This is a genomic window from Enterococcus italicus, from assembly GCF_023743875.1.
GTDB lineage: Bacteria > Bacillota > Bacilli > Lactobacillales > Enterococcaceae > Enterococcus_G > Enterococcus_G italicus.
In genome coordinates this window covers 1,657,348-1,682,177 of record NZ_JAMRVB010000001.1, presented here as the reverse complement: position 1 = coordinate 1,682,177, position 24,830 = coordinate 1,657,348, and the positions used below count along the sequence as shown (strand labels likewise).

Sequence of the window (24,830 nt, the reverse complement as noted above, 5' to 3'; positions counted from 1 at the left end):
TTTCGCCAACTTTTGGATTTCCTGGTCTTTTTTCTAGCAGCTACTTTTGTCACCCTGTGATTTGATTATTGGCCTATCTCTTCGATTCGTTCTGGAAACAATAACTTTAAGACATCCATCGTCAAGCGCTGACCAGCCCCGCTATACGGAAAGACATGCATGTGCATCGCCGGATTAAAGTTGGCTTCGATAATACCGTATGCCCCTGGATTACTTGCTGACTGATTCTTATCCGGAATTATCAAGTCAATTCCTGAAATCACTGCGCCAAGAGCAGCTACCGCTGAAATCGCCAATTCTTTGTAGTCTTCAGGAAATTCATCGGTCACATCGATGGAGTCGCCACCAGTGCTGACATTTGAATTCTCTCGTAAATAGACCGTCACACCTTCTTCAGGCACAGCTGTTGGCGTGTACCCTTGTTCTTTTAACATCAATTTTTCGAGGTCGCCAAGCTGGATGCATTCCAGTGGGGCACGATGGTTCGTCCCTCTTAGTGGATCATTATTTTTCTCAGCTACTAATTCCGCAATCGAATGCACGCCATCTCCCACGACATTCGCAGGTACTCGTAATAAAATAGCTTTCACTTGACCGTCTATCACAAAGAAGCGATACTCTGTGCCGGGCAAAAATTCTTCAATCAAAATCGCCGTATCTTCGGCAAAAGCAATCCGGACCGCTTCTTGGAAATCAGCGAACGCTGGTGTATCTTTAAAAATGGAAATTCCTAGTCCATAATTGGTTGTTTTCGGCTTCACAACAAAGCCGTGATCAGAGTATTCATGAAATGCAGCCAAGGCTTGTTCTTCACTTTCGTATTCACCACCACTAGGCACGACAAAGCCGGCTTGCGCCAAGACTTTCTTGGTCACCGTTTTATTGGCCATAATCAAAGGCGCGATATAGGTGTCTTTACTGGTCATATTGGCGTTTTTGACATATTCGACATGCTCTTGTGCTGAAAGTTGAACAAACTGATCCTCTTCATCCAATACATTGACCGACAATCCCTTTTGAATCGCATCAAATAACAGAATTTGCGTCGATAGTTCCATGGACCGGAAACCAGCTAATTGATACGGCTTTTCCCATGCTTTTTGCTCATAAGACTCCCCAATTGCTGTCGCTTCTTTGGCTTGTGTCTGTTGTTTCGCTTGTTGATACCAACGACCAGCCAACGTCTTGGTAGGATCTTCGATGGCCTGTTGTACCTGCTCAAGCAATTCTTCTGAGACATCCATGCGTGTGGTTTGGATAAATGTCTTCAACTCAGCAAACAACGCTTTGGCTTCCTCTTGATAAGCCGACTCTTGTAATGGATGTTCCAAGGACACGACATTGTTTTTTAGCGAGCCTTTTTTGATGGCTTTTTCATCTGTCACTTCTTCTTTGACTAGTAAAAAGAGCAAATACAGATGCAAGAAAGCCACTTGCTCTTCAGAGATACCATATGGAGCAAATGGATTAAGGTCAAGATTTCGTAATTCAATATAATGAATGCCGACTTGTTCTAGGTCACTGACTTTTTTCCCACCTCGTAAGCGGACAGAAGAGTAGAACTCTTTCTCCTCAGAAAGCTTCCCATCTTCTACCATTTGTTGCAAGTCTTCTAAGTAGTGTGGCAAGGTATCGTAGCGGACTTGCACATCGTCATGGTTTTTGTACCCAAAGGAACTATTTCTCAGCGAACGGACTGGTTCTTTCGGTCCAGCTGCTCCGACAAAAAAGTTTGGTTCACTTAAGGGCGATGCACCAAATAAATAGGTGATAAACCAGCGATAGCTTAAATAGTTCCTCGTTACTTTCAAATAGACATCTGTCTTGAATTGTTGGTAGTCTTTTTCTTCTGTTTGTTGGGCAAACATGCGCTGGAGCAACTCATCGCCAAACTCAAAATTAAAGTGAATCCCACTCATCATTTGTTTGCGACGTCCATATGTTTTCGCCAAGTACCGACGATAAAGTACGTCCTCAAATTTTTCCAATTTAGCTAGTCGAATTTCTTCTTCTTTTTGTGGCAAACGTGGGGGCATGCTTAACGGCCAAAGCATTTCTTTGTCCTCTAATGAGCGATAGCAGACATCATGGATAGCAGCCAAATACCGAAATAACTCTGGAATCGACTGACATACAGGTGTAATCAACTCCACTTGTGTTTCGGCAAAATCCGTTTGAATATATGGATGATACGTTCGATTGCCTAATGCTTTCGGGTGATCTGTCACAACCAATTGGCCCGCTTCAGTCACACGTTGACTTTCTCGTTCAATCCCATACCTTGCTTTCCAAAGAAAGGGCTGAACGTTTCCTTCTAATAGTAGTGCGCGATAATCCATACTTACACCTCTTATTTCATACTGTCATAGACCCATTATAGCAAAGATAATCAAAAAAGGAGAAGTAGAACTTGTGAACTTGGTGATAAGAAAAACTGCGTGTGTACGACTAGACTCTTATCTAGTCGTACACACGCAGTTTTGTTATTCTTCTTTCAACAACCCTCTAAAGAGACCAATGACAAATTCATTTGGATTAAATGGTTCCAAATCGTCAATACCTTCACCGAGTCCTACAAGTTTGACAGGTAGATGTAATTCGTTGCGAATCGCTAATACGATACCACCTTTAGCTGTACCATCAAGCTTGGATAATACGAGACCGGTCACGTTGGTTGTTTCTTTGAATTGTTTGGCTTGAACCATCGCATTTTGACCTGTCGTAGCATCTAAAACAAGCAACACTTCATGTGGTGCCGTTGGTTCTTCGCGTTGGATGATGCGTTGAATTTTTTCTAATTCATTCATCAAGTTCACTTTGTTTTGCAGACGGCCGGCCGTATCAATCAATAAGACATCCACTTGCTCTTCTTTCGCGCGACGCATCGCATCAAATACCACCGCCGCTGGATCACCGCCCGCATTGCCGCGAACGACTTCGACACCCGCACGCTCGCCCCAGACCACTAATTGATCAATGGCCCCCGCTCGAAAGGTATCTGCAGCCGCAAGCATGATTTTTTTCCCTTCTTGCTTCAACTGGTGCGCTAGTTTACCGATACTAGTCGTCTTACCGACTCCATTCACCCCAACAAATAACATCACCGTCAAGCCATCTGGTTGGATGGCTAGCTCGTTTACTTCATCCATGCCTTCTTCTTCATAGAGATTGACTAGCTTTTCAATGATCGCATTTTGCACTTCAGCTGGCTTTTTCGCATTGCGTAATTTGACTTCTTGACGCAATGATTCAGAAATGCGAATGGCCGTGTCAAAGCCCACATCAGCGCCAATCAACGTCTCTTCTAATTCTTCAAAAAAATCTTCATCCACCGTACGGAAATTGGCAAATAATTCATTCATTCTCTCGCCAAAGGTCTTACGTGTTTTTTCTAGCCCTTTGTCGTATTTTTCTTGGACGGTATCTACCGTTTCTTCAGGTGTTTCACCGGTAAAGGCGCGCTTAATTTTATCAAAAAAACCCATCATTTCCCTCCTATACTAAGACATACTCACTTACTATTTTTGCGACGCCATCTTCTTCATTGGTCGCCGTTACGACATCAGCTGCTTCTTTGACAGCCGAAATGGCATTGCCCATCGCGACACCGACACCGGCATACGCAATCATCGACAAATCATTTTCTTCGTCCCCAATCGCCATAACTTCAACTGGCTCAATCCCTAATTCTTGAGCTAAAAGCTGAATACCATATGCTTTGGTGACTCCTTTTGGCATAAATTCCAATAGATTGCTACGCGTTTTGATGACTTCGTAGCGTTCTTTAAATTCCGCTGGTATCTTGGGAATCCATTGATCGAGTTCTTCTTGATCATAAGCAACGACGGCTTTATTGTACAGTGTCTTGGCTGATACAGATTGTTTGTCAGTTGGTTGAAAGACAAGTAATGGATTTAGTGTTGGATAAATCGTTTGATGCTTAGGTGACGTTGGGAAACAGAGCACCACATCATCGGCCAGTACATCAAGCGGCATATCCATCGTTTCAGCTACTGCCAATAAGTCTTGCACATCGGCTACGGATAAGGTTCGTTTGTCTACGATTTCGCCAGTATCGTTTTTTTGCACCAAGCCACCATTAAATGTAATGCTATAATCGCCTGCACTTCTTAAATCAAGTACATCCAAATAGGGCAATATCGCCTTTAAAGGTCGACCGGTACACAATACAATTTTTACCCCTTTAGCTTTCGCTTGTGCTAAAACTTCTTGATTGGTTTTTGAAATTTCTTTTTTGTCATTTAGCAGCGTTCCATCTAAATCAATTGCGATTAATTTAATCATTTGCGACTCCTTTTTTGGTGATTTTCCCATCTTCTTTGACGTCTTCTAAGCGAACGGATAGGACTTTTGAGACGCCCGATTCTTCCATTGTGACACCATACAAGACATCGGCTGCTTCCATCGTTCCCTTACGGTGTGTCACGACAATAAATTGGGTATGGTGATGTTCAGATTGTAAATAGCGGCCAAAGCGTACCACATTGGCTTCATCCAACGCCGCTTCCACTTCATCTAAGATACAAAATGGCACTGGTCTTACTTGAATAATGGCAAACAACAATGCGATGGCTGTCAATGCCCGCTCGCCGCCGGATAAAAGACTCAAGTTTTGCAATTTTTTGCCAGGTGGTTGGGCTTCAATCTCAATGCCTGTATTTAGTAAATCATCAGGATTGGTGAAAAGAAGCTCTGCCTTCCCACCGCCAAACATATTCGGAAAGACTTGTTGGAATTGCTCACGAATCGCATAAAAAACTTCTGAAAAACGTTGTTTGACTTCTTCATCCATTTCATCCATTGTCGCACAGAGTTGTTCTTTAGCATCCAATAGATCATCGCGCTGAGTGGTCAAAAATTCATAGCGTTCATTGACTTGCTCAAACTGGTCGATGGCCTGCAGATTGATTGGCCCTAGGTGGGTGATTTTTTGCTTTAATTGCTGAATCACTTGCTGCGCATCATCGGCAATGACGTGTTGGCCGTATTGATAAAGTGCTTGATCTACAGATAGCTGATAGGTTTCTGCTAAATAGTGGGCTCGATTATCAATCGTCACCATCAAGCGATTGTTTTCAATTTCGGCTTGTTTTTGCTTACCGAGTACCTCTTTTTGCTCCCGATAGGATTGCGCCAATGTAGCGTCTTGTTTACGGATTTGCTCGTGTAGTTGATAGCGTTGTTCACGCTTTTCTTGTAATTCTTGCTGCACGCTTTGCTTATTGGCTTGGAGTGTCAAGACTTGAGCACGCAAGGTCTCTGATGTCTCTTCTTGGTCACTATCATCGAGCGACAGCGCAGCTAATTGGCGTTCCAGTGTGGCTTGACGTTGCTGCTGCTCTTGAATCGTTTCATCTAGTTGGAAAATCGCTTGTTGCAAATGACTGACTTTTTCTTTCGTCACTGCCGTTTTCGCTTGCAATGCGGCCAGTTCTTGACGTACCGTTTGCCGGCGAATTTCAATGCCGTCTTCTTCCTCATTGAGCGTTTGAATATCTAGTTGGATTCGCGTAAGTGTCTCTTGAATCTCGATTTGCTCTTTGGCAAGAGCTTCATTTTTTTCTTCATACTCTGCCAAAAAGGTTTGCCATTCGCGCCATTCATATTGAGCAATTTGTTGGTCTTTTTTCAAGCGCTCGACTTCCGCTTGTAGGACTTGCTTTTGTGAGACCCATTCTTGTTCCTGTGACTGCCGCTCCGTGCCAGACTGGCGACCGTCCTCTAAGGCCTGATTTGTCGTATTCAGTAACGCTTGCAACTCTTGCACATAGGCTTCGGTCGCTTGCAATTGGCTGTCTCGTTGACTGACGAGTTGGGTCAATTGTTCTAATTCTTTGCCTTGTGAAAACAGTGTTTGCTGTTGGTGCTTATTGGCACCACCAGTCATTGATCCACCGGCATTCATCACATCGCCTTCTAGCGAGACTACGCGATAGCGAAATTGGAAGATACGCGCAATGCGATTGGCACTTGCCAAATCTTCGGCAATTAAGACTGTCCCCAGTAAGTGGCGGACAACATTGGTCAGTTCGGCCTCATAGGTCAGTAACTCACTGGCAATACCGACAAATCCTTGAAGCCCTTGCGCTTGTTGCTGCACAGCTTCCGGAAGCGTACGTGCCTTGATTGTCGTCAGCGGTAAAAACGTCGCACGACCAGCTTTGCGCTCTTTTAAGAACGTAATGGCCTGTCTGGCATCTTGTTCATCCGTCACGACAATGTGTTGCATCGCCCCACCTAAAGCTGTCTCAATGGCTAACGTGTACTCCCCTGGCACCTGAATCAGCTCGGCCACCGCACCTAAAATACCAGAAAGTTGTTGGCGGTGTTGCAAGGCAATCCGCACACCTTGATAGTAACCAGTATAATTTTCTTGCAGATCTTGCAAGCTTTTTTGTCTTGCTTTGGCTTGCTGTAGCTCACTCATTAGCTGGTACATTTGCTTTTGGGCTACGAGCAATTTTTGTTGTGTCTCTTTACTTGTTGCTTGTAGCTGACTATACTCTGTGCGCTGAGCTTGCAATGCGTTGCGCTCTTGAGTGATTTTTTCAGTTAGCTCACCTAATAAGGCTTCTTTTTCAGTCAAGATTTGCCTATAGTGTTGTTGGTCAGTGGCATTTTGTTGGTTTTTATACGTTTCTTGTTGGTATTGGCGTTCAAGATACTTGCGCTCATTGCTGACGTTGGCTTGCTTTTGCATCCATTCGACATATTGTCCACGTAGCTCTTCTACTAGTTCTTTCGTTGACTTTTCATACTTGCTTAATTCCTGTTGCGTTTGCTTCAGCTGCTTATCGAGTGTTTGTAATTCCCCATTTTGCTTAGAAAGCTGAGCAATTTGCGTGGATTTTTGCTCTTCCAATGCGTCTAACTTTTCTTCCACATCGGCTAATAATTCCTGGTATTCTTGGCTACTTTTTAGTGTATGCTTGGAGCGCTCAGCTAAGACTTCTTGCTTTCCTTCCGCCTGCTTCAATGTCTCCACTAACGAAACCAGTTCTTGATTACCTGCTTCAAGCGCTTCATCGAGCTGCTCCCGTTCGCTACGAGCACGGAGCAAGAGCTCTTCTTTTTGCAAAATCGCGCCTTGTAAGTCTTCTAATTTCTCAGCTGCATCTTGCAAACGAAGCTGGATCTCATCCGATGATTGCTTGGCTTTCACAACTTCTTGTACTGTGTAAGCCACATCGACACCTGTCAATTCTTCTTTTAACTTAACATAAGCTTGTGCGGTCTCTTTTTGTTCCCGTAAAGGCGCTAACTGTTCTTCTAATTCGTAGACAATATCTTGCACCCGATGGAGATTGTCTTGCGTTTCGTTTAGCTTGGCCTCCGCTTGTTTCTTTCGCGTCTTATATTTTAAAACACCAGCCGCCTCTTCAAAAATTCCACGACGGTCTTCTGGCTTACTGCTAAAAATCGCCTCGACTTTGCCTTGTGAAATAATAGAAAAGGACTCTTTCCCTAAGCCAGAGTCCATAAATAATTCTTGAATATCTCGTAGGCGACACGCTTGCTTATTCAAAAAGAAGTCACTCTCACCCGTCCGTCGCAAACGTCGCGTGACGCTCACTTCGGTATACTCAATCGGCAAGTAATTGTCACTATTGTCTAAAACAATCGTCACTTCTGCGATATTCAATGGCTTACGTGATTCAGAACCTGCGAAAATAATATCTGGCATTCGTCCGCCACGTAAGCTTTTTGCAGAAGATTCGCCTAGTACCCAACGAATGGCTTCGGTAATGTTGCTCTTTCCGCTACCATTCGGTCCGACAATGGCCGTCACTTGATCTTCAAATTGAATCGTTGTTCGATTGGCAAATGATTTAAACCCTGCCACTTCAATTCTTTTTAAATACACCTTGTTTCCTCACTTATTCATTCAACTGACGGAGCGCATTTGCTGCTGCATCTTGTTCCGCTGCTTTTTTTGATTTCCCTTGGCCACGACCAATTAATTGTCCATCACAATACACTTCTGTCCAAAACACCCGCTCATGAGCCGGGCCTTCTTCGTTGGTCAAGCGATAGTCGATAAAGACATCGCCAGCACGTTGCAATACTTCTTGTAATTTTGTTTTGTGATCCATCTCATGTGAAAAAGCACCTGCATCCACTTTAGGAAAGACAACCTTTTTTAAAAATTGATTGACTGCCTCTAACTCTTGATCTAAATACAATGCTCCTAGAAAAGATTCGAATAAGTCACACAACAATGAATTGCGTTGTCTTCCACCTGAATTTTCTTCCCCTTTTCCTAAGCGAATGTATTGATCGAAACCACACTCACGGGCAAACTCAGCCAAAGAATCTTCTCGGACCATCGATGCCCGAAGTTTCGTTAATTTTCCTTCAGGTATCTCTGGAAATTTGCGATACAAATATTGAGACACGAGTAACTCTAAGACAGCATCTCCCAAAAATTCTAAGCGCTCGTTATCAGATAATGCCATATTCCGATGCTCATTCACATAAGATGAATGGGTAAATGCTTGTTCCAGTAACCCAATCTCTTGAAAAACAATTTGGTAGTTTTCTTTTAAACTTGTTACGAACTGATTATCCATTTCATCCATTCCTTTAACTATATTTCGATGGCGCTAGCTCAGGCCATATGGTTCATTATACCAAAATGCATCCATCCTGTTAACTATTGTCCTCATCTCCTACAAGCAAATGTCAGAATAAAAAAATCCCGCCCATTTACATGGACAGGAAAAAGCTGTTACCGATAGTTGAGTGGGTTAGTTTAGACTAATAAGCTACCAAAAGTTGGTACGATGACGGTGACAATTACACCTACGACTACTAAGGCAATACTCCCCATCGATGTTTCGACTTCACCCATATCTTTAGCCGCTGATACACCTAGTGAGTGACCTGCAGTCCCCAATGCTAACCCACGAGCAATTGGGTCTTTAATGTGAAAGAGTTTTACGAGTGGTTTCGCTAATGCATAGATGATGACACCATTTAAAATACAAGCCAATGAAGTTAACTCAGCTGATCCACCCATCGCAATGGATGTTGGCATCGCGATAGCTGTGGTTGCTGCTTGTGGCAACATGGAAGCAGTCACGACTTTTCCTAAATTCATGATAGAAGATACAAGATAAATACCATAGATGGCTACCACACTACCTAATGTAATCCCACCCATAATTTGGAACCAATATTTTTTTAACACATCACGCTTTTTGTATAGTGGAATGGCAAAACAAACTGTCGCTGGTTCAAGGAAGAAGCTAATGATTTGGCCACCTTTGTTGTAATCGGCAAAGGAAATTCCAGTTGCAGCTAGTGTTGCAATCCCTAAAATCATGGCCACAAAGAGTGGCGCAAAAAGGAAGAAACCATTCGTTTTTTTGAATAAGATTTGTCCGATAAAAAATGTTCCTACTGATAATAAGACACCGAAGATTGGGGTTTGTTGAAACAATTGAATGATTTCTTGCATCTTAATGCACCTCTTTTATTGTTTGATTCGCTAATAAGTTTGGCGTAGCTGGTTCCTTGGTTGCTGCTTTTTTAGGATTGAATTTCAATAACAATTGCGTTACCCAACCCGTACCGAGAAGTAATAAGACTGTTGAGATAAAAATTAATAAAATATCTAAAACAAAATTGGCCTTTAGCAGTTCAAATGAATTAATAACTGAGATACCCGCTGGAACGAAAAACAATCCGATATTATCAACCAGCGCATCGCCTACTTTTTCGACTTGTTCTAATTTCACAATTTTCAAGCAAAGGGCTACAAATAATAAAACCAATCCGATCACTGACGATGGCATCGTAAATGGCACCAAAAGCTCGATTACTTTAGAAATAAGAATAATTGCACCAATTACAACACTTTGATACATAATAGAATACGTTTTTTTCATTTGAGACAGCTCCTTTTTTGTTCTCTCTTTATGGACCTATCATAATAAAAAAAAAGCCATTACGGCTTTTTTTAGTACAAAGCGCTATGAATTTGGTATGAAATGCAGAATTACGCTCGTGAAATACTATACATTGCTACAAACCGACTGCTTCTTTGAATGATTTTAAATATGAGCGGCTGACAGGTACCTTGCCACCGTTGTTCATCGTCACTTGATAGGTTTGATTGAACCATGGTTGAATTTCCTTGATCTCATGAATATTGATAATATAACTCCGATGCACCCGCAAAAACATCGCTGCTTGCAACGCTTTTTCGATGGATGCTAGCGTAGTCGTTGTTTGATAGACAGCAGTTTTGGTATGGACACTCGTCTGCTTGCCTTCAACCTCACAATAAAGAATTTCCCCATACGGTAACAGATAGATGCGTTCATCTGTTTCAATAGTCAAGCGCTCGGGATTTTTTTCTATTGGTTTAGATGGTACAGCTTGCTGATTGGCAGTCAGTATTTGTTGGGCTTTGGTGACAGCCTTTTGGACTCTAGCCTGCTCAAATGGCTTCAGTAAATAATCAATCGCATTGACCTCAAATGCTTCCAATGCATGATTGTCGTATGCAGTAGCGAATATAATCAGTGGCGGATTTGGTACTTGTACGAGCTTTTTCGCTAGATCCAGACCACTCTCATCTGTCAAATGAATATCCAGAAATAGCAAATCCGGCTTTTCCGTAAGTAATAAGCGAAAGGCATCTTCAATCGATTCCCCTTCATAGATGGCTTCTGCTTCAGCGGTCTGCTCTAGTAAATAGTGCAATTCCATGCGTGCCAATGGTTCATCATCGATAATTGCGACTTTCATTTGCATCCTCCTTCAATTTTAATGGTATTGTCATGGCAAATACACTTCCTGTCTCATCTGAATGAATGACCAGTTGAGCTTTTTCCCCAAAGAGACTAAGCAAGCGACGATTTAAGTTTTCTAACGCTGATCCAGTCCCCTTGCTAGATGAGACAACTTCTTTTCCTAATTTTGCTAGCTTCTCCTGAGGAATGCCCTGCCCATTATCCTTTACTTGTAACAATAGTTCGCCAGTTTCATTCAAAGAAGCTTGCACCAAGACTTGGTTGTCTTGCTTTCGCCCAGCAAATGCGTGCTTCAAGGCATTTTCTACTAAAATTTGAATGACAAAAGGTGGAATCTCTGCTTTCATGAGCGTGTCGGGAACATCAATCGTAATATGGTAACGATTTGGAAAGCGTGCTTGCTCAATGGCAAGATACGCTTGTAGATGACTCAATTCTTCGGCAATCGGAATCACATTGTTGCGAGTACCGTTTAAGTTTGCTCGGAAATAATGCCCCAATTGCAACAGCAAATGTCGAGCCTTCTCGCTATCTATACGAATCATCGCTGAAATAGTATTGATTGCATTAAATAAAAAATGAGGATTGACTTGGGCTTGCAGGGATTTAATTTCAGCATCTTTTAACAAGCGTTGCTCATTGTCCATTTCCCCTAATTCAATTTGCGAAGAAAAAATTTCGCCCAATCCCTCTGCCAGTTGCTCTTCCACATAGGTGAGATCATCAGCATTGGTGAAGTACAACTTGAACGTCCCTACTACTTGCCCTTTTACAAAGAGCGGTACCACTATCGCTGCAGCCAATGGACAATTCGGATCACTACATCCAATAGCTTCTTTCGTTCGTACCACATGCAATTTTCCAGTCTTCAACACTTCTTTAGACAAATCAGTAATGATTTCTTTGGTCGGAATATGGTGATCACTGCCCGCACCCACGTGAGCTAAAATCCGATAACGATTGGTGACGCTAACGGCAGACACGCGCATGATTTTTTTAATTTGTAACGCTGTTTGTGTTGCTGACTCTTCCGTTAACCCTTGACGAAAATAAGGCAACGTCGTATTCGCCAACTCTAATACATCATGGGTCTGAACGGCTTTTGTGCTTTCTTCTTGTTTTAACGTTCCTAGAACAATCGACAAAAAGATTCCCGTCCCCAGTGCATTCACTAATACCATGGGCACTGCAATGGTTTGAATTAACGATATTGCTTGCTCTTTATTTGGTAAAAAAATAAAGATACAAAGCATCTGAATGACTTCCATCAAAGCACCACAAAGGCTCCCTTGCCAAATTTTCGGATAGCGTTTCTTTTTCAAGCTTACTCTTCCTAAAAGTCCTGAAGAAAAACCAATCAGCATGGACGAAATAAAGTACGTATATGGCGCGCTTCCTCCTTGCAACCAACGGACAGTACCCGAAATTAACCCGACAAAAAAGCCGACAAATGGGCCACCGATTAGACCAGACATACCAATCGTCAGTGTTCGCGTATTTGCAATAGATGAATGATTCGACAAAATAACCAAGCCACCTTGATCAAACTGAATCGACTCTGACACGACGACTCCCGTGAAATTACTAATAATGGCAAAAATACTAAAGGTTCCTATCAGTACCAATTGTGCATGAAGGGTATCTCGTTCGTACATCACTTTTTTATAAAAAGGACTAATCATCAATAAATTAGCCAATAGAATAATCAAACCCACCCGTTCCAATAACGGCAATAGCAATGAAATCATCTAGCCACCTCTTTTCGTGTTTCATTATAACAAAAAAACTACCCACTCACGAGTGGGTAGTTCCTTGACAAATTGGCTTAACGATTTTCTGAAGTTACGCCAACTTCTGCAAATACGTTGTGGTCAAGGTCACGAGAGATATCGTAACCTGTCACACGATCAGATACTGGTGTCACATCAAAGCTATAAGTTGTTGGAATAACAAATGCTTGATCATTCGCATATTCTTGCCATTCTTTATAGATTTTCGCTGCTTTTTCATCATCAAATGCATCTTTTGAAGACATTTCTTTGATTAGTTTCGTATTTTCATCCGATACGAAACGAGTGAAGTTAAATTGAGCATCTTCACCGTATAAACCAGATTGATCTGGGTCATAACCAGTTGACCAACCAGCTTGATACATATCGATAGAAGGATCATCATTTTGAACCTTGTCATAGAAGCTGTTTACTTCGATTAGACGTCCAGTTGCCAATTTCACATCTAAGCCAACTTCTTTCCATGCTTGGATGTAGTATTCAGCTAGTGATTTAGCTGTTGTTCCACCATCACGGAAAGCAAAGTTAATTTCTAATTTCTTACCATTTTTGTCTTCGCGGTAACCATCGCCATCTGTGTCTTTGTAACCTGCATCATCCAATAATTTTTTGGCTTTCTTCACATCTTGGGTGTAGCCTTTCAAATCTTTGTCATATTTGGTACCAAACGCAGGTACGATTAATGAGTTGGCACGAGTTTGTAAGCCGTTGTATAATTTTTGCGCAATTGCTTCGTTATCAATAGCATATCCGATTGCTTGACGCAATGATTTATCAGCCATTTTTGAGCTTGAATCATATACGTTGACACCTTTTTCGCTGTCCCATTTACCAAGTTTGAAACCAATATAATTATAAGCAGTATTTTGTTGACCTAATAATTCATAGCCACTTAAATCTTTCCATGATGTATATTCAGAACTTGGCATACCTTCATAAATATCAAATTCTTTTGATTTCATTGAAGCTGTTGCTGAAGATGTTGGTACAGTCTTCATGACAATCTTAGAAAGTTTTGGTGTGCCACCATAGTAGTATTTATTTGGCGTAAATTCAACAGATTCACCAGCAGTAATTTTGCTGATTACATACGGACCAAATGTAACTGGGTTTTTACGAACTGGATCAGATGAAGCCATATCTTTTATAGCGATACCATCAAAGGTATGTTTTGGCATAGCATATCCAAGAACACCAGAACTTGCATTTTGTAGCATTGATGGTGTCATTTCTTTATAGGTAATTTGAATTTCTTTGTCGTTTACTTTTTTGATTCCTGAAATCGTGTCCGCTTTCCCATCATGGTAGTCTTCCATACCGACAATATTTTTCATAGAAGAGTCATAACGAACACCAGTATAATCTTTGTTACCAATTACAAGGTAAGGAAATTCTAAATCATCCGCATTAACATCTTTACCATCGCTCCATTTAACACCATCAGTCATCGTGATCGTAACTGTTTTTGCATCTTCATCAAATTTGATTTTCGCTGCGCCATCAGTCATTTTTAGATCTTTATCTGTGTTAAACAATCCTTCATTTGCTGGTGAGAAGAATGTTGTATCTAAATCAAGATCTTTAAATGCATCAGAGAAAATACCTGTGAAGGCAGTATCTGATACGACACCAATTTCTAGAGTACCATCTTTGATCGCTTCTTTTGTATTGGTTGTTTTTAATTTGAAATCGCCTGTATCGGCAGTTGCGCTATCGCTACTGCTGCTTGTTCCTTTGCTGCTGTTGCCACCGCATGCTGCTAAAGTCAATGTTAGCCCTGCTACGGTAACCAAACCAAGTAATGCTTTTTTTTTCATTCCTTTTTCCCCCTCTTATTATCCTAATCGTTGACGCGCATCGGCAGAACGCTTAAATGCTTGACCAACATAATTTATACTAAGCATCAAAACCAAAATAAGTAGTGATGCTGGTAGCCATACCCATAATTTTGATGTTAAGACTTCTGCATTTGTCGCATAAGCGATCAATGTTCCCAAACTTGGTGTATTCATTGGTAAACCAAAGCCTAAGAAAGTCAAACTTGTTTCAATCCCAATGTTCGCTGCGAAGTTCATTGTTAAGTTCGTAATAATTAATGAACTTAAATTCGGCATCACTTCACGGAACATGATTTTGAAATCAGAAGTTCCTAACGTTTTTGACGCACTTACATAATCGCGGCGGCTTTCAGATAATGTTTTCGCTCGAAATAGCCGCGCTTTACCGACCCAGTAAAAGGCCGACATAATCCATACCAAACTCCATGCAGAGTATTTTGGTACGATTGTTACTAATACAATGATAATTAGCATAATTGGTAAAATCATTACGAAGTCAACAATACGCATCAAAATCGTATCCACGATACCACCATAGTATCCTGAGATAATTCCGACTGCTACCCCAATAATAGAAGTAATAATCGTAATGGCAAACCCAATCATGATTGAATTACGAGCACCGATGACTAGTAGACCAAATACATCGCGGCCCCCTTCGTCAGCTCCTAATAAATAGTAGCGCCCATCCATTGACGTCGAACCAGGTACAGCGTATTTATCAAAAATACTTACTTTCGTGACTGTATCTTGGTTTAAAACAAAACCACCGATAATGGCAATCAATAATACAATAATCAACAGCGCAAGTGAGAACATAGCTAATTTATCTTTGCTAAACTCACGAGCAATCATCCGCATCCCCATAGGTGGAGTAGACACTGTTGTTGCTTGTTTTTCTTGTTTCTTAGACATGTACATCCTCCTATTTTATTGAATACGAATTCGTGGATCAACAATACTCATAATAATATCTGACAATAATGTTCCTACCAATGTGGCAATTCCAAAGATCAGCGTCAACGCTGTAATGACTGAATAGTCACGTTGATTAATACTCGTAACAAATAAATTTCCGATACCTGGATAGTTGAAAATAATTTCAATCATCACTGATCCAGAAATCAAACCAGTAATTTCATAACCTAATGTTGAAGCTATCGGTAATGAGGCATTACGGAAAATGTGGCGATTGAATACTTTGCTTGTCGGTACACCTTTTGAACGAGCTGTCCGTACATAATCCATTTGCTTGGCATCAATGACTTCGCTTCGCAAATATTGAATGGTCACTGCTGTTCCAAGTAACGCCTGAACGATAGATGGCAACAATACATAATACATCTGACTAAAGAAATAACCAATCGTTCCTGGTGTCGCATCAGTTGAGACACTACCACTTGTTGGGAACCAGTGTAAGGTATAACCAAAGAAGAATAACATAATTAAGCCCAAGACAAATGTCGGGATTGCAAAGCTGACAAAGTTGTATACGACAACGACTTTATCAAACCAAGAGTTTTGGTAACGTCCTGCATATAGACCTAAAGGAATAGCCAAAGCATAGGTCAAAATAACTGATACAATAGCTAAACGAACGGTATTGCCGATCCGTTGACCAATGACTGTTGCAACATCATATTTGTATGTGTAACTATTTCCAAAATCGCCATGCAATGCATTGCCGACCCAACGGAAATATTGTTGGTACCACGGATCGTACAAACCAGCAGCTTTTTTCAATTCTTCGATTCTGGCTGGATCAGTATTCGGGTTAATTAACCCTGTAAATGGATCCCCTGGCATCATTTTTGCCAAAACAAAAATCAAAATACTTAAAATAATGACTTGAGGGATCATTAATATCAAACGACGTAGAATGGTTTTCCACATTAGTTCGCACCCCCATTTTTTACTGCTACTTTATGTGTCGCCGACAATTCAGATAAATCATACACGCGACCTTTTTCATCGTAATAATCTTTTTGATGAGCGATATATTCTGCTTCAACTTGACGGCGTAATAGTTTGTGCTCCTCGCGATGTGCTACGTCAATATGTGGAATAGCTGATAATAAGCGCTTCGTATAAATATGTTGCGGATTCGTATAGATGTCTTCCCGCGTCCCCATCTCAACAAAACGTCCTTTATACATAATGGCAATGTTGTCACACATATGCTTCACTACACCCAAATCATGCGAGATAAACAAAAAGCTCAAGCCAAATTCTTGCTGTACACGCTTCATAAAGTTCAATACTTGTGCTTGTACAGATAGATCAAGTGCTGATACTGGTTCGTCTGCTACGATTAGTTTCGGACTAGAAGCTACTGCTCGAGCCACACCTAACCGTTGACGTTGCCCACCTGAAAATTCATGAGGGTACTTATAAAGTGCATCTTCTGGCATCCCTACGATATCAAGCAATTCCTTGACGCGTTTCTTTTCTTCTTGATCACTGATGCGTTCAAAGTTACGCAATGGTTCAGCAATAATATCAATTACGCGCTTTTTAGGATTCAGGCTAGACATCGAATCTTGGAAGATCATTTGTATATCTTTGTTGTAATTTATCTTGCGTCTAACGGAAGCCTTCGTTACATTTTCACCATTATAAATGATTTCTCCGCCACTAATCTTTTCTAAGCCGACGATGGCTTTACCAGTGGTTGACTTTCCAGATCCGGATTCACCTACTAGCCCATAAGTGCTTCCTTTTTCTATCACAAAATCGACACCGTCTACCGCATAGACATAGTCTGTGACGCGATTGAAAAAGCCGCTACGAATTGGATAGTGAACTTTCAGATCTTTAATTGTAATTAATTCTGACATCTACACTTCTCCTTCTTCGTCTCTAAAATGAAAATGCTTGTAACACGTGCAACGAACCCAATGATTTTCTGTTACTTCATGCAACACAGGATTTTCTTCATGCGCTTCTGCTGGAATCCACGGAATACGTGGCGCAAAACGACAACCGGTGCGTCCCATATTTTTTAAAGAAGGCACAACTCCTTCAATCACATGCAACTCACTATCGCGGTTGTCTTCTTGCGGGATCGAATTAAGTAGCGAACGTGTATATGGGTGCTGAGGATTGGTGAATAATTCTTCAGCTGTTGCAACTTCGACAAATTGCCCACCATACATGACAGCGACACGGTCAGCCATCTCTGCTACGACACCTAAGTCATGGGTAATTAAGATGATGCCTGCTTCAGTTTCTTTTTGTAAGTCCTTCAATAAATCAAGAATCTGCGCTTGGATGGTTACATCGAGTGCCGTCGTCGGTTCATCAGCAATGATGATTGGCGGCTTACATGCGATCGCAATCGCGATAATCACCCGTTGGCGCATCCCACCTGATAGCTCATGAGGATATTGATGTCCAACCCGTTTAGGATTGGGAATCCCGACTTGTTCCAATAATTCAATTGCGCGTTCTTGACGTTGGCTGGCATTTAATTTGGTATGGTAGCTTAACCCTTCTTTGATTTGATCTTCGATACGCATCAAAGGATTCAAAGCGGACAATGGATCTTGGAAAATCATGCCGATATCATTGCCTCGAATTTTGTTGTAAAGCGTTTCATTTAGATTAACCAAATCTAGTTCTTTATAAAGAATCTCGCCAGTAATTTTCGTATTTAATGGATCATGTAGGCCCATAATCGTAGTAGCTAGTGTGCTTTTTCCACAACCAGATTCTCCAACGATTGCTAGGATTTCGTTATGATTCAGTGCAAATGATACATCATCAACTGCATCATAAAACTCGTCTTTAATCCGAAAACTGGTATGCAAGTTTTGAATCTCCAGTAATTGTTTTTCTGCAGACAAACGAATACCCCTCTCTCTTTCAATCTCAAATTCAATCCATGCTTTAAAGAGAAAATAATGGAATCTTGAAGATTCCATTTCTTTTCTTAGAAAAGTATCAGATTATTTTAATAATTATAAACAACCTAGTGCCTGTTTGCAAGTGATAAAAACTAACATAGGCCCCAGATTCCTATTATATTGTTCCAAAAATGTTTGTCAAGCTAGCTTTTTACAGATAATTCAGAAAAAAGAAGCGTTTACTCATGGATGCAAAAAAAATTCAAAGCTTTTTCAGCGATTCTTCCTACGAATAATAGGAAATGGTAACCAAAATGCATGATTTTAGATAAATCGCGATAAAAAAATCCGATCTTATGAACAGACCTGCTTGATGCACTGATTGTTTCATAAATCGGATTTTTCTATTTATTTTGCTAGATGGGCGCTAATATAATCAACTGCAGCTCCTACAGTTTCAATTTGCTCCGCGTCTTCATCTGAAATCTCTGTCCCAAATTCTTCTTCTAATTCAAGAACAAACTCCATTACACTAATTGAGTCCGCATTGAGATCATCTTTGATACTCATAGATTCGGTTACTTGATCTGCATCAATATCAAAATGATTGGCAATCACTGCGGCTACTTTAGGAAATACTTCTTCGCGTGTCAACTGTTTTCACCTCCATTGACTGATAAGAGAGTAAAATAGCTACTGCTTATTGTAGCGATTCTCCAGTAGTTTGTCTAGCTTTTTTCGTGTATCTTCCATGGCTCCTATTGTTCTGCGTTTTTCTCTGCTTCAAAATGCACCACTAATTTTGGTACTACTTGCGTATCTAGCATCGTGTGGATTTGTTTGATTGTATTGGCAACTGCTTCTGGACCGGTCGCTCCATGTGTCTTGATGACTGGTGCTTTTAATCCAAATAATACCGCCCCACCGTACTTAGCATAATCCATCTGCCCTTTTACATCACGCAAGCTTTCTTTTAGCAGTAATGCCCCCATCTTCCCTTTGATTCCAGATGATAAGATGGCTTCTTTTAAGACGCTCATAATATTGGCCGCTGTTCCTTCGATGGTCTTAAGTACTGCATTTCCGGTAAATCCGTCCGTTACCACCACATCTGCCACACCACTTAAAAGATCCCGCGCTTCGACATTGCCGACAAATTGGATAGATGGTTCTTGGCTAAGGAGTTCAAATGCTTTTTTGGTTAATTCACTACCTTTTGTCTCTTCAGTGCCATTATTTAATAATCCTACCCGCGGATTGGCGATACCTCGGACATTCTTGGCATAAAATGATCCTAAAATTCCGTATTGTAGCAAATGCTCTGGCTTATTGTCGGCATTGGCACCTAAATCGAGCATATCAAATCCTTGATTGCCTGTCATGACTGGTAGCGTGGACATCAATCCTGGTCGTTCAATCCCTTTAATCCGTCCCACAATAAATAACCCCGCTGCCAATAACGCTCCTGTGTTCCCTGCGCTAAAGATAGCATCCGCTCGTCCCTCTTTGACGGCTTGTGCAGCTAGTACCATTGAGGATTGCTTTTTTTTGCGTATCGCTTTGACGGGTTCGTCATCGCTCGCAATCTTTTCATCGGTGTGAATAATCGTAATATTCGTTTCATCCGTTACATATTGGCGTATCGCATCTTCTTTTCCATATAATTGAAATTCAATATCAGGAAACGATTGTTTTGCTAACATGACTCCTTCTACTATTACTTTGGGAGCATGATCTCCGCCCATTGCATCGACGGCAATTTTCATGTCTGATGCACTCCTTTCTGACGTTCTCAGTATAACACAACTCGTTAGTCGAAAAAGACATTTTCCTTACGAGCATTCGCTAAATAACTAGCCAAGGCATGAAATGCTGGCAAAAGTTTCCAGTCTTTTTGCTGCCAGATTGACTCGGCTTCTTGTTTGGCTACTTCTAAGACTGTCGCATGCTCGACGATATCTGCAATCAAAAACTCCGGCAGACCCGATTGGCGTTGGCCGAAGATTTCGCCTGGTCCTCTCAATGCCAAGTCCCGCTCGCTGACGACAAAACCATTCGTTGTTTCAGTCATGACTTTCATGCGCTCTTTCCCGACTTCATTTTTCGGATTGGCGACCAAAATACAATACGATGCTGACACGCCACGTCCCACGCGTCCTCTTAATTGATGAAGCTGAGCCAAACCAAATCGATCCGCATCAATAATAATCATTAAGGTCGCATTCGGCACATTTACCCCGACTTCAATCACTGTCGTCGAGACTAAAATCTGTGTCTGATTTTCTTTGAATTGTTCCATGACTTGTTCTTTTTCACTTGGCTTCATTTTGCCATGTAATAGCCCTACTGCATTGATTGGCTCAAAGAACTCCTTCAGCTCTTCATAAATCTTCTGGGCATTTTGCACATCTAGCATCTCAGACTCTTCAATCAACGGGCAAATGACATACATTTGATGGCCTTTAGCCAATTCTTTTTTAGCCCAATGCAAGACCGTGTCTAGCTGAGGTGGGCGCACCCAACGCGTCTCAATCGGAATTCGTCCTTTCGGCAATTCATCAATCAGCGACACATCCATCTCGCCATAGGCTGTAATGGCCAATGTCCGTGGAATCGGCGTGGCCGTCATAAATAAGACATCTGGCTTCCACCCTTTTTCACGTAACACTTTTCGCTGATTCACCCCAAAACGATGCTGTTCATCAGTAATCACCAAGCCAAGCTGGGCAAAGTCGACATCCTCTTGAATTAAAGCATGCGTCCCAATCAAAATATCAATGCTGCCATCTTTGATACCTGCAAGTATATGTTTTCGTTCTTTGGTTTTCGTCGATCCAGTTAGTAAAGCGACCGTCACGTCCATTGCAGCAAACAATGACACAAAGCTCTCCATATGCTGCTGTGCCAAAATTTCTGTCGGTACCATCAACGCGCCTTGAAAGCCAGCCGTAATCGTCGCATAGAGCGCAATGGCTGCCACTATCGTCTTCCCACTACCAACATCGCCTTGTAATAAGCGTTGCATGTGTTTTGGACTTTTTAAATCTGCGCAAATTTCATTGGTAACTCGTTTTTGTGCATCCGTTAGTTCAAATGGAAGTTTTTGAATAAAGGCTTTTAATTGTTTTGCATCATAGCTCAAACAAAGGCCATTCACCTCAGCTTTTTCAGCTTGCTTTAATCCCTGGAGCTTCATTTGAAACAAAAAGAATTCTTCAAACACGACGCGCCGTTTGGCCTGACGGTATGTATCCATATCATCAGGAAAATGCATCGCGTAAATGGCTTGTTTTCTCTCCATTAGCCGATACTTGTCAACAAGCTGGACGGGTAGGATTTCTTCGATTTGCTCGCCAAACTGAGCAAATGCTTGCTTAATTAAGTCTTGCAAGGTTGCTTGACGAATTTTTTTGCTAACATGATACACCGGAGCAAAGCTATCTTGCTTGCCGCTACCGAAGATTTTCATTCCAGTCAGTGCTTTGCGCTTGGCATCCCATTTGCCATATACCACAATTTCTTCTGAAAGAATAATTTTGTCTTTTAAGTAAGGTTGATTAAAAAACGACACCTGAAAGACATCGCGATCTTGCATCATCCGAAACTGCAGTCGTGTTTTCTTATAGCCAAAGCGACTCATCACAGCCGGTGAGACGACCGTTCCTTTCAACGTCACTTTTTCTTGGTCTTGAATTTCTGATAACTGTCGCTGCTGCACATCCTCATAGCGAAATGGGTAATACGTCAGCAATGATTCAATCGATTCAATTCCTAATTCCGCCAATGCTTGTTGTCGTTTTTCTCCCACGCCGGCAAGTACCGCTACCGATTGCATAGCCTTCACTCCTTTCCATCATTCACCAGAAAACGCTCGAAAAAGCCAATTTTGACTAATCCGAGCGTTTCCTTACGATTATTCTGCTGCAAATAAATATGGATAGACAGGTTGGTTTCCTTCATGAATTTCCAATTCAATATCTGGGAACTCTTCGACTAATGCACTCGCATAGGCATCAGCCTCTTTTTGGCTACCTTCTTCTCCGATAATAATGGTAACAATCTCTGTTTCATCAGTTATCATTTTTTTCAAGGTGGTCATCCCAGCTGCAAACACATCTGTCATTGAAGCAACAATGCGTCCATCAACCATTCCTAGGAAGTCGCCATCTGTAATGGTAATACCATCGATTTGCGTATCACGAATCGCATGCGTAATTGATCCACTAACCACACCTGCCAAGGCTTCGGTCATCGCTTCTTTATTTTCATCTAAAGAAGCAGTCTCGTTAAATGCCAACATCGCCGACATTCCTTGTGAAATCGTCTTCGATGGCACCACCGCAACAGGAATTTCCGCTACTTCTGCGGCTTGATCAGCTGCCATGAAGATGTTTTTATTGTTAGGCAAGACAATCACTTTGTCCGCATTCACTTCTTCAATTGCTTTCACAATATCTTCCGTGCTTGGGTTCATAGTTTGTCCGCCACTAATCACATAGTTGACACCTAGACTCTTGAATAATTCTTGCACACCATCTCCAGCTGCAATAGCTACAATCGCATATGGCAAGCGTGGCTTAGGCTTAGTTGTTTCTGCATCATGTTCCAAAATGGTTTCATGTTGCAACCGCATATTGTCCACTTTTACTTTGACAAGGGAACCAAATTTTTGCCCGTAATTCATCACTTCACCAGGATGCTCTGTATGCACGTGTACTTTGATAATTTCATCATCATTGACCACTAATAAAGAATCACCAAGCTCATTCAAATAATTGCGGAATGTTTCATAATCAAAGGCGGAATCCACGGTCGGACCTTCGCCAATTTTCACCATAATTTCGGTACAGTAACCAAAGTGGATGTCTTCTGTCGCTAATTGACCTTGTACACTGCGATGATGTTCGGCGTTCACCATTTCATCCATTGCAGCAGGTGTCGCCACCACTTCTTCTGGCTGATAATCACCCATCAACGCTCCAAGGAAGCCTTCATAGATGAAAAGTAGTCCTTGACCACCGCTATCTACCACGCCAACTTCTTTTAAGACCGGCAACAAGTCAGGTGTCTTAGCTAATGCACGCTTAGAACCAGTCACTACTGCACGCATCACTTCGATACAGTCATCGGTTTCCGCTGCTTTGCGTTCACCAAACTCCGCACCAATGCGAGCCACCGTTAAAATCGTGCCCTCTACTGGTTTCATGACCGCTTTATACGCAGTTTCGACACCTCGCGTAAACGCTTGGGCTAGCTCTTGGGCAGTAAGTGTTTCGACTGTTGGGATTTGTTTAGCAAACCCTCTAAATAACTGCGACAAGATAACCCCTGAGTTTCCACGAGCTCCCATTAACAACCCTTTTGATAAACGATTCGCTAATTCCCCTACTTGCTCAGACGCGGAATCACTGACAGCTTTCGCTCCGCTAGTCATCGATAAATTCATATTTGTCCCTGTATCACCATCTGGTACTGGGAACACATTTAAAGAATTGACATATTCTGCATTGATTTGTAGACGATTAGCGCCGGCTTGCACCATCTGTTGGAACTGGCCCGCACTTATATTCGTTACTTTCACTGATAATCCTCCTTAAGATCAACAACCTGTAATTAGTTTATTAGTCGGGCAATACTCGTACTCCTTGAACAAAGACGTTCACAGAGTTAGCCGTTATACCGAGCATCGTTTCCAAATTGTACTTCACTTTTTCTTGTACATTTCGTGAAACTTCCGAAATTTTTGTACCGTAGCTTATAATAGTATACACGTCAACAGCAATACCATTTTCTTCTTGACGCACGACTACGCCACGTGAATAATTTTCTTTACGTAAAATTTCATTGATATTGTCTTTGATTTGATTTTTGCTTGCCATACCGACAATGCCAAATACATCTGTTGCTGCACCGCCCACAACTGTTGCAATGACTTCGTTTGATATTTCAATCATGCCGGATGCATTTTTCATTTTTACAGCCATAAGATAGCCTCCTTAACAGACTTTTCGCCTATTTTCTACTATAGTATTCTAACATAGCTACCATTGAAATAAAAGAACGAGTGCCCTCTTAGGTCAAAAACCTTGCCTTCTCTTGAAAATGACAGCCTTTAATTTACCTTTTTTTACAAAAAAAGTCAATTGCAGCCTAATTTTTTCTTGCATATTTCTGTGGGGTATGATAAATTCATTTAGTATGAGCCAAAGTATAGGCTAACAATCAAGGCAAAGGAGGAAACACACACATGGCTAAAGTTTGCTATTTCACAGGACGCAAAACATCTAGTGGAAACAACCGTTCTCACGCAATGAACTCTACAAAACGTACAGTTAAACCGAACCTACAAAAAGTTCGCGTAATGATCGACGGAACACCAAAGAAAGTTTGGGTGTCCGCTCGCGCTTTGAAATCTGGTAAAGTAGAACGCGTATAATTGAAAACTAGTAAGTAACCGTTCGTCTAACGAACGGTTTTTTTATCTATGAATTTTCTGTGTCGTTTCTCTTCCAATTCCCCTAGATTTAGCAGAATGTGGTAAACTAAAACCATTCTATCAAGCTAAATGACTGGGGG

Annotated in this window: 20 protein-coding genes; 1 reads left to right on the top strand and 19 read right to left on the bottom strand. The window is 41.5% G+C overall.

Features of this window, described 5'->3' with window-relative positions; genetic code table 11:
- Positions 1-65 precede the first annotated feature (65 nt).
- From gshAB to NE257_RS08155, 19 genes are all read right to left on the bottom strand, one after another.
- Complete coding sequence (gene gshAB / locus NE257_RS08245) at positions 66-2,339, bottom strand: bifunctional glutamate--cysteine ligase GshA/glutathione synthetase GshB (RefSeq protein ID WP_251886189.1); 2,274 nt, start codon at positions 2,337-2,339, stop codon at positions 66-68.
- Positions 2,340-2,483: 144 nt separating this feature from the next.
- Positions 2,484-3,485 carry a signal recognition particle-docking protein FtsY gene (gene ftsY / locus NE257_RS08240; protein WP_251854418.1) on the bottom strand — a complete coding sequence of 334 codons (1,002 nt, stop codon included), beginning with the start codon at positions 3,483-3,485 and terminating at the stop codon, positions 2,484-2,486.
- Between the two features lie 10 nt (positions 3,486-3,495).
- The gene (locus NE257_RS08235) at positions 3,496-4,305 is read right to left on the bottom strand and encodes a Cof-type HAD-IIB family hydrolase (protein ID WP_251886188.1); all 810 of its coding nucleotides are present in this window, start codon (positions 4,303-4,305) and stop codon (positions 3,496-3,498) included.
- Positions 4,298-7,885 carry a chromosome segregation protein SMC gene (smc, locus tag NE257_RS08230; RefSeq protein WP_251886187.1) on the bottom strand — a complete coding sequence of 1,196 codons (3,588 nt, stop codon included), beginning with the start codon at positions 7,883-7,885 and terminating at the stop codon, positions 4,298-4,300. The genes NE257_RS08235 and smc overlap by 8 nt, the downstream gene beginning before the upstream one ends.
- A 13-nt stretch (positions 7,886-7,898) precedes the next feature.
- Entirely contained in the window at positions 7,899-8,591 is a 693-nt protein-coding gene (gene rnc / locus NE257_RS08225; RefSeq protein ID WP_040366167.1) for a ribonuclease III, read from the bottom strand.
- A gap of 182 nt (positions 8,592-8,773) precedes the next feature.
- Complete coding sequence (gene lrgB, locus NE257_RS08220) at positions 8,774-9,481, bottom strand: antiholin-like protein LrgB (RefSeq protein WP_007207582.1); 708 nt, start codon at positions 9,479-9,481, stop codon at positions 8,774-8,776.
- A 1-nt stretch (position 9,482) separates the two neighbouring features.
- The gene (gene lrgA, locus NE257_RS08215) at positions 9,483-9,911 is read right to left on the bottom strand and encodes an antiholin-like murein hydrolase modulator LrgA (protein WP_007207583.1); all 429 of its coding nucleotides are present in this window, start codon (positions 9,909-9,911) and stop codon (positions 9,483-9,485) included.
- A 136-nt stretch (positions 9,912-10,047) separates the two neighbouring features.
- On the bottom strand, positions 10,048-10,776 hold the full coding sequence (locus NE257_RS08210; protein ID WP_040366168.1) for a LytR/AlgR family response regulator transcription factor: 729 nt from the start codon (positions 10,774-10,776) through the stop codon (positions 10,048-10,050).
- Complete coding sequence (locus NE257_RS08205; protein WP_007207585.1) at positions 10,754-12,529, bottom strand: sensor histidine kinase; 1,776 nt, start codon at positions 12,527-12,529, stop codon at positions 10,754-10,756. Before NE257_RS08205 ends, NE257_RS08210 begins: the two co-directional genes overlap by 23 nt.
- A 77-nt stretch (positions 12,530-12,606) precedes the next feature.
- Positions 12,607-14,388, bottom strand: a complete 1,782-nt coding sequence (locus NE257_RS08200) for an oligopeptide ABC transporter substrate-binding protein (RefSeq protein ID WP_251886186.1) — start codon at positions 14,386-14,388, stop codon at positions 12,607-12,609.
- Positions 14,389-14,406: 18 nt separating this feature from the next.
- Entirely contained in the window at positions 14,407-15,324 is a 918-nt protein-coding gene (locus tag NE257_RS08195) for an ABC transporter permease (protein ID WP_040366169.1), read from the bottom strand.
- A gap of 15 nt (positions 15,325-15,339) precedes the next feature.
- Positions 15,340-16,302, bottom strand: coding sequence for an oligopeptide ABC transporter permease (gene opp4B / locus NE257_RS08190; protein WP_007207588.1), 963 nt, complete (start codon positions 16,300-16,302; stop codon positions 15,340-15,342).
- Complete coding sequence (locus tag NE257_RS08185) at positions 16,302-17,246, bottom strand: ABC transporter ATP-binding protein (protein ID WP_251886185.1); 945 nt, start codon at positions 17,244-17,246, stop codon at positions 16,302-16,304. Before NE257_RS08185 ends, opp4B begins: the two co-directional genes overlap by 1 nt.
- Positions 17,247-18,254, bottom strand: coding sequence for an ABC transporter ATP-binding protein (locus NE257_RS08180; RefSeq protein WP_251852021.1), 1,008 nt, complete (start codon positions 18,252-18,254; stop codon positions 17,247-17,249).
- Between the two features lie 408 nt (positions 18,255-18,662).
- Positions 18,663-18,908: an acyl carrier protein gene (gene acpP, locus NE257_RS08175; protein WP_007207591.1), complete on the bottom strand. Its 246-nt coding sequence runs from the start codon at positions 18,906-18,908 to the stop codon at positions 18,663-18,665.
- A 104-nt stretch (positions 18,909-19,012) separates the two neighbouring features.
- Complete coding sequence (gene plsX, locus NE257_RS08170; RefSeq protein WP_251886184.1) at positions 19,013-20,020, bottom strand: phosphate acyltransferase PlsX; 1,008 nt, start codon at positions 20,018-20,020, stop codon at positions 19,013-19,015.
- A gap of 44 nt (positions 20,021-20,064) precedes the next feature.
- Positions 20,065-22,089: an ATP-dependent DNA helicase RecG gene (recG, locus tag NE257_RS08165; protein ID WP_251886183.1), complete on the bottom strand. Its 2,025-nt coding sequence runs from the start codon at positions 22,087-22,089 to the stop codon at positions 20,065-20,067.
- A gap of 78 nt (positions 22,090-22,167) precedes the next feature.
- Positions 22,168-23,835 carry a DAK2 domain-containing protein gene (locus tag NE257_RS08160; protein WP_251886182.1) on the bottom strand — a complete coding sequence of 556 codons (1,668 nt, stop codon included), beginning with the start codon at positions 23,833-23,835 and terminating at the stop codon, positions 22,168-22,170.
- Positions 23,836-23,875: 40 nt separating this feature from the next.
- Positions 23,876-24,238 carry an Asp23/Gls24 family envelope stress response protein gene (locus NE257_RS08155; RefSeq protein WP_007207595.1) on the bottom strand — a complete coding sequence of 121 codons (363 nt, stop codon included), beginning with the start codon at positions 24,236-24,238 and terminating at the stop codon, positions 23,876-23,878.
- A 263-nt stretch (positions 24,239-24,501) separates the two neighbouring features.
- Here NE257_RS08155 and rpmB point away from each other — a divergent pair, with 263 nt between their 5' ends.
- Positions 24,502-24,690: a 50S ribosomal protein L28 gene (rpmB, locus tag NE257_RS08150; protein ID WP_007207596.1), complete on the top strand. Its 189-nt coding sequence runs from the start codon at positions 24,502-24,504 to the stop codon at positions 24,688-24,690.
- The last annotated feature ends 140 nt before the right edge of the window (positions 24,691-24,830 follow it).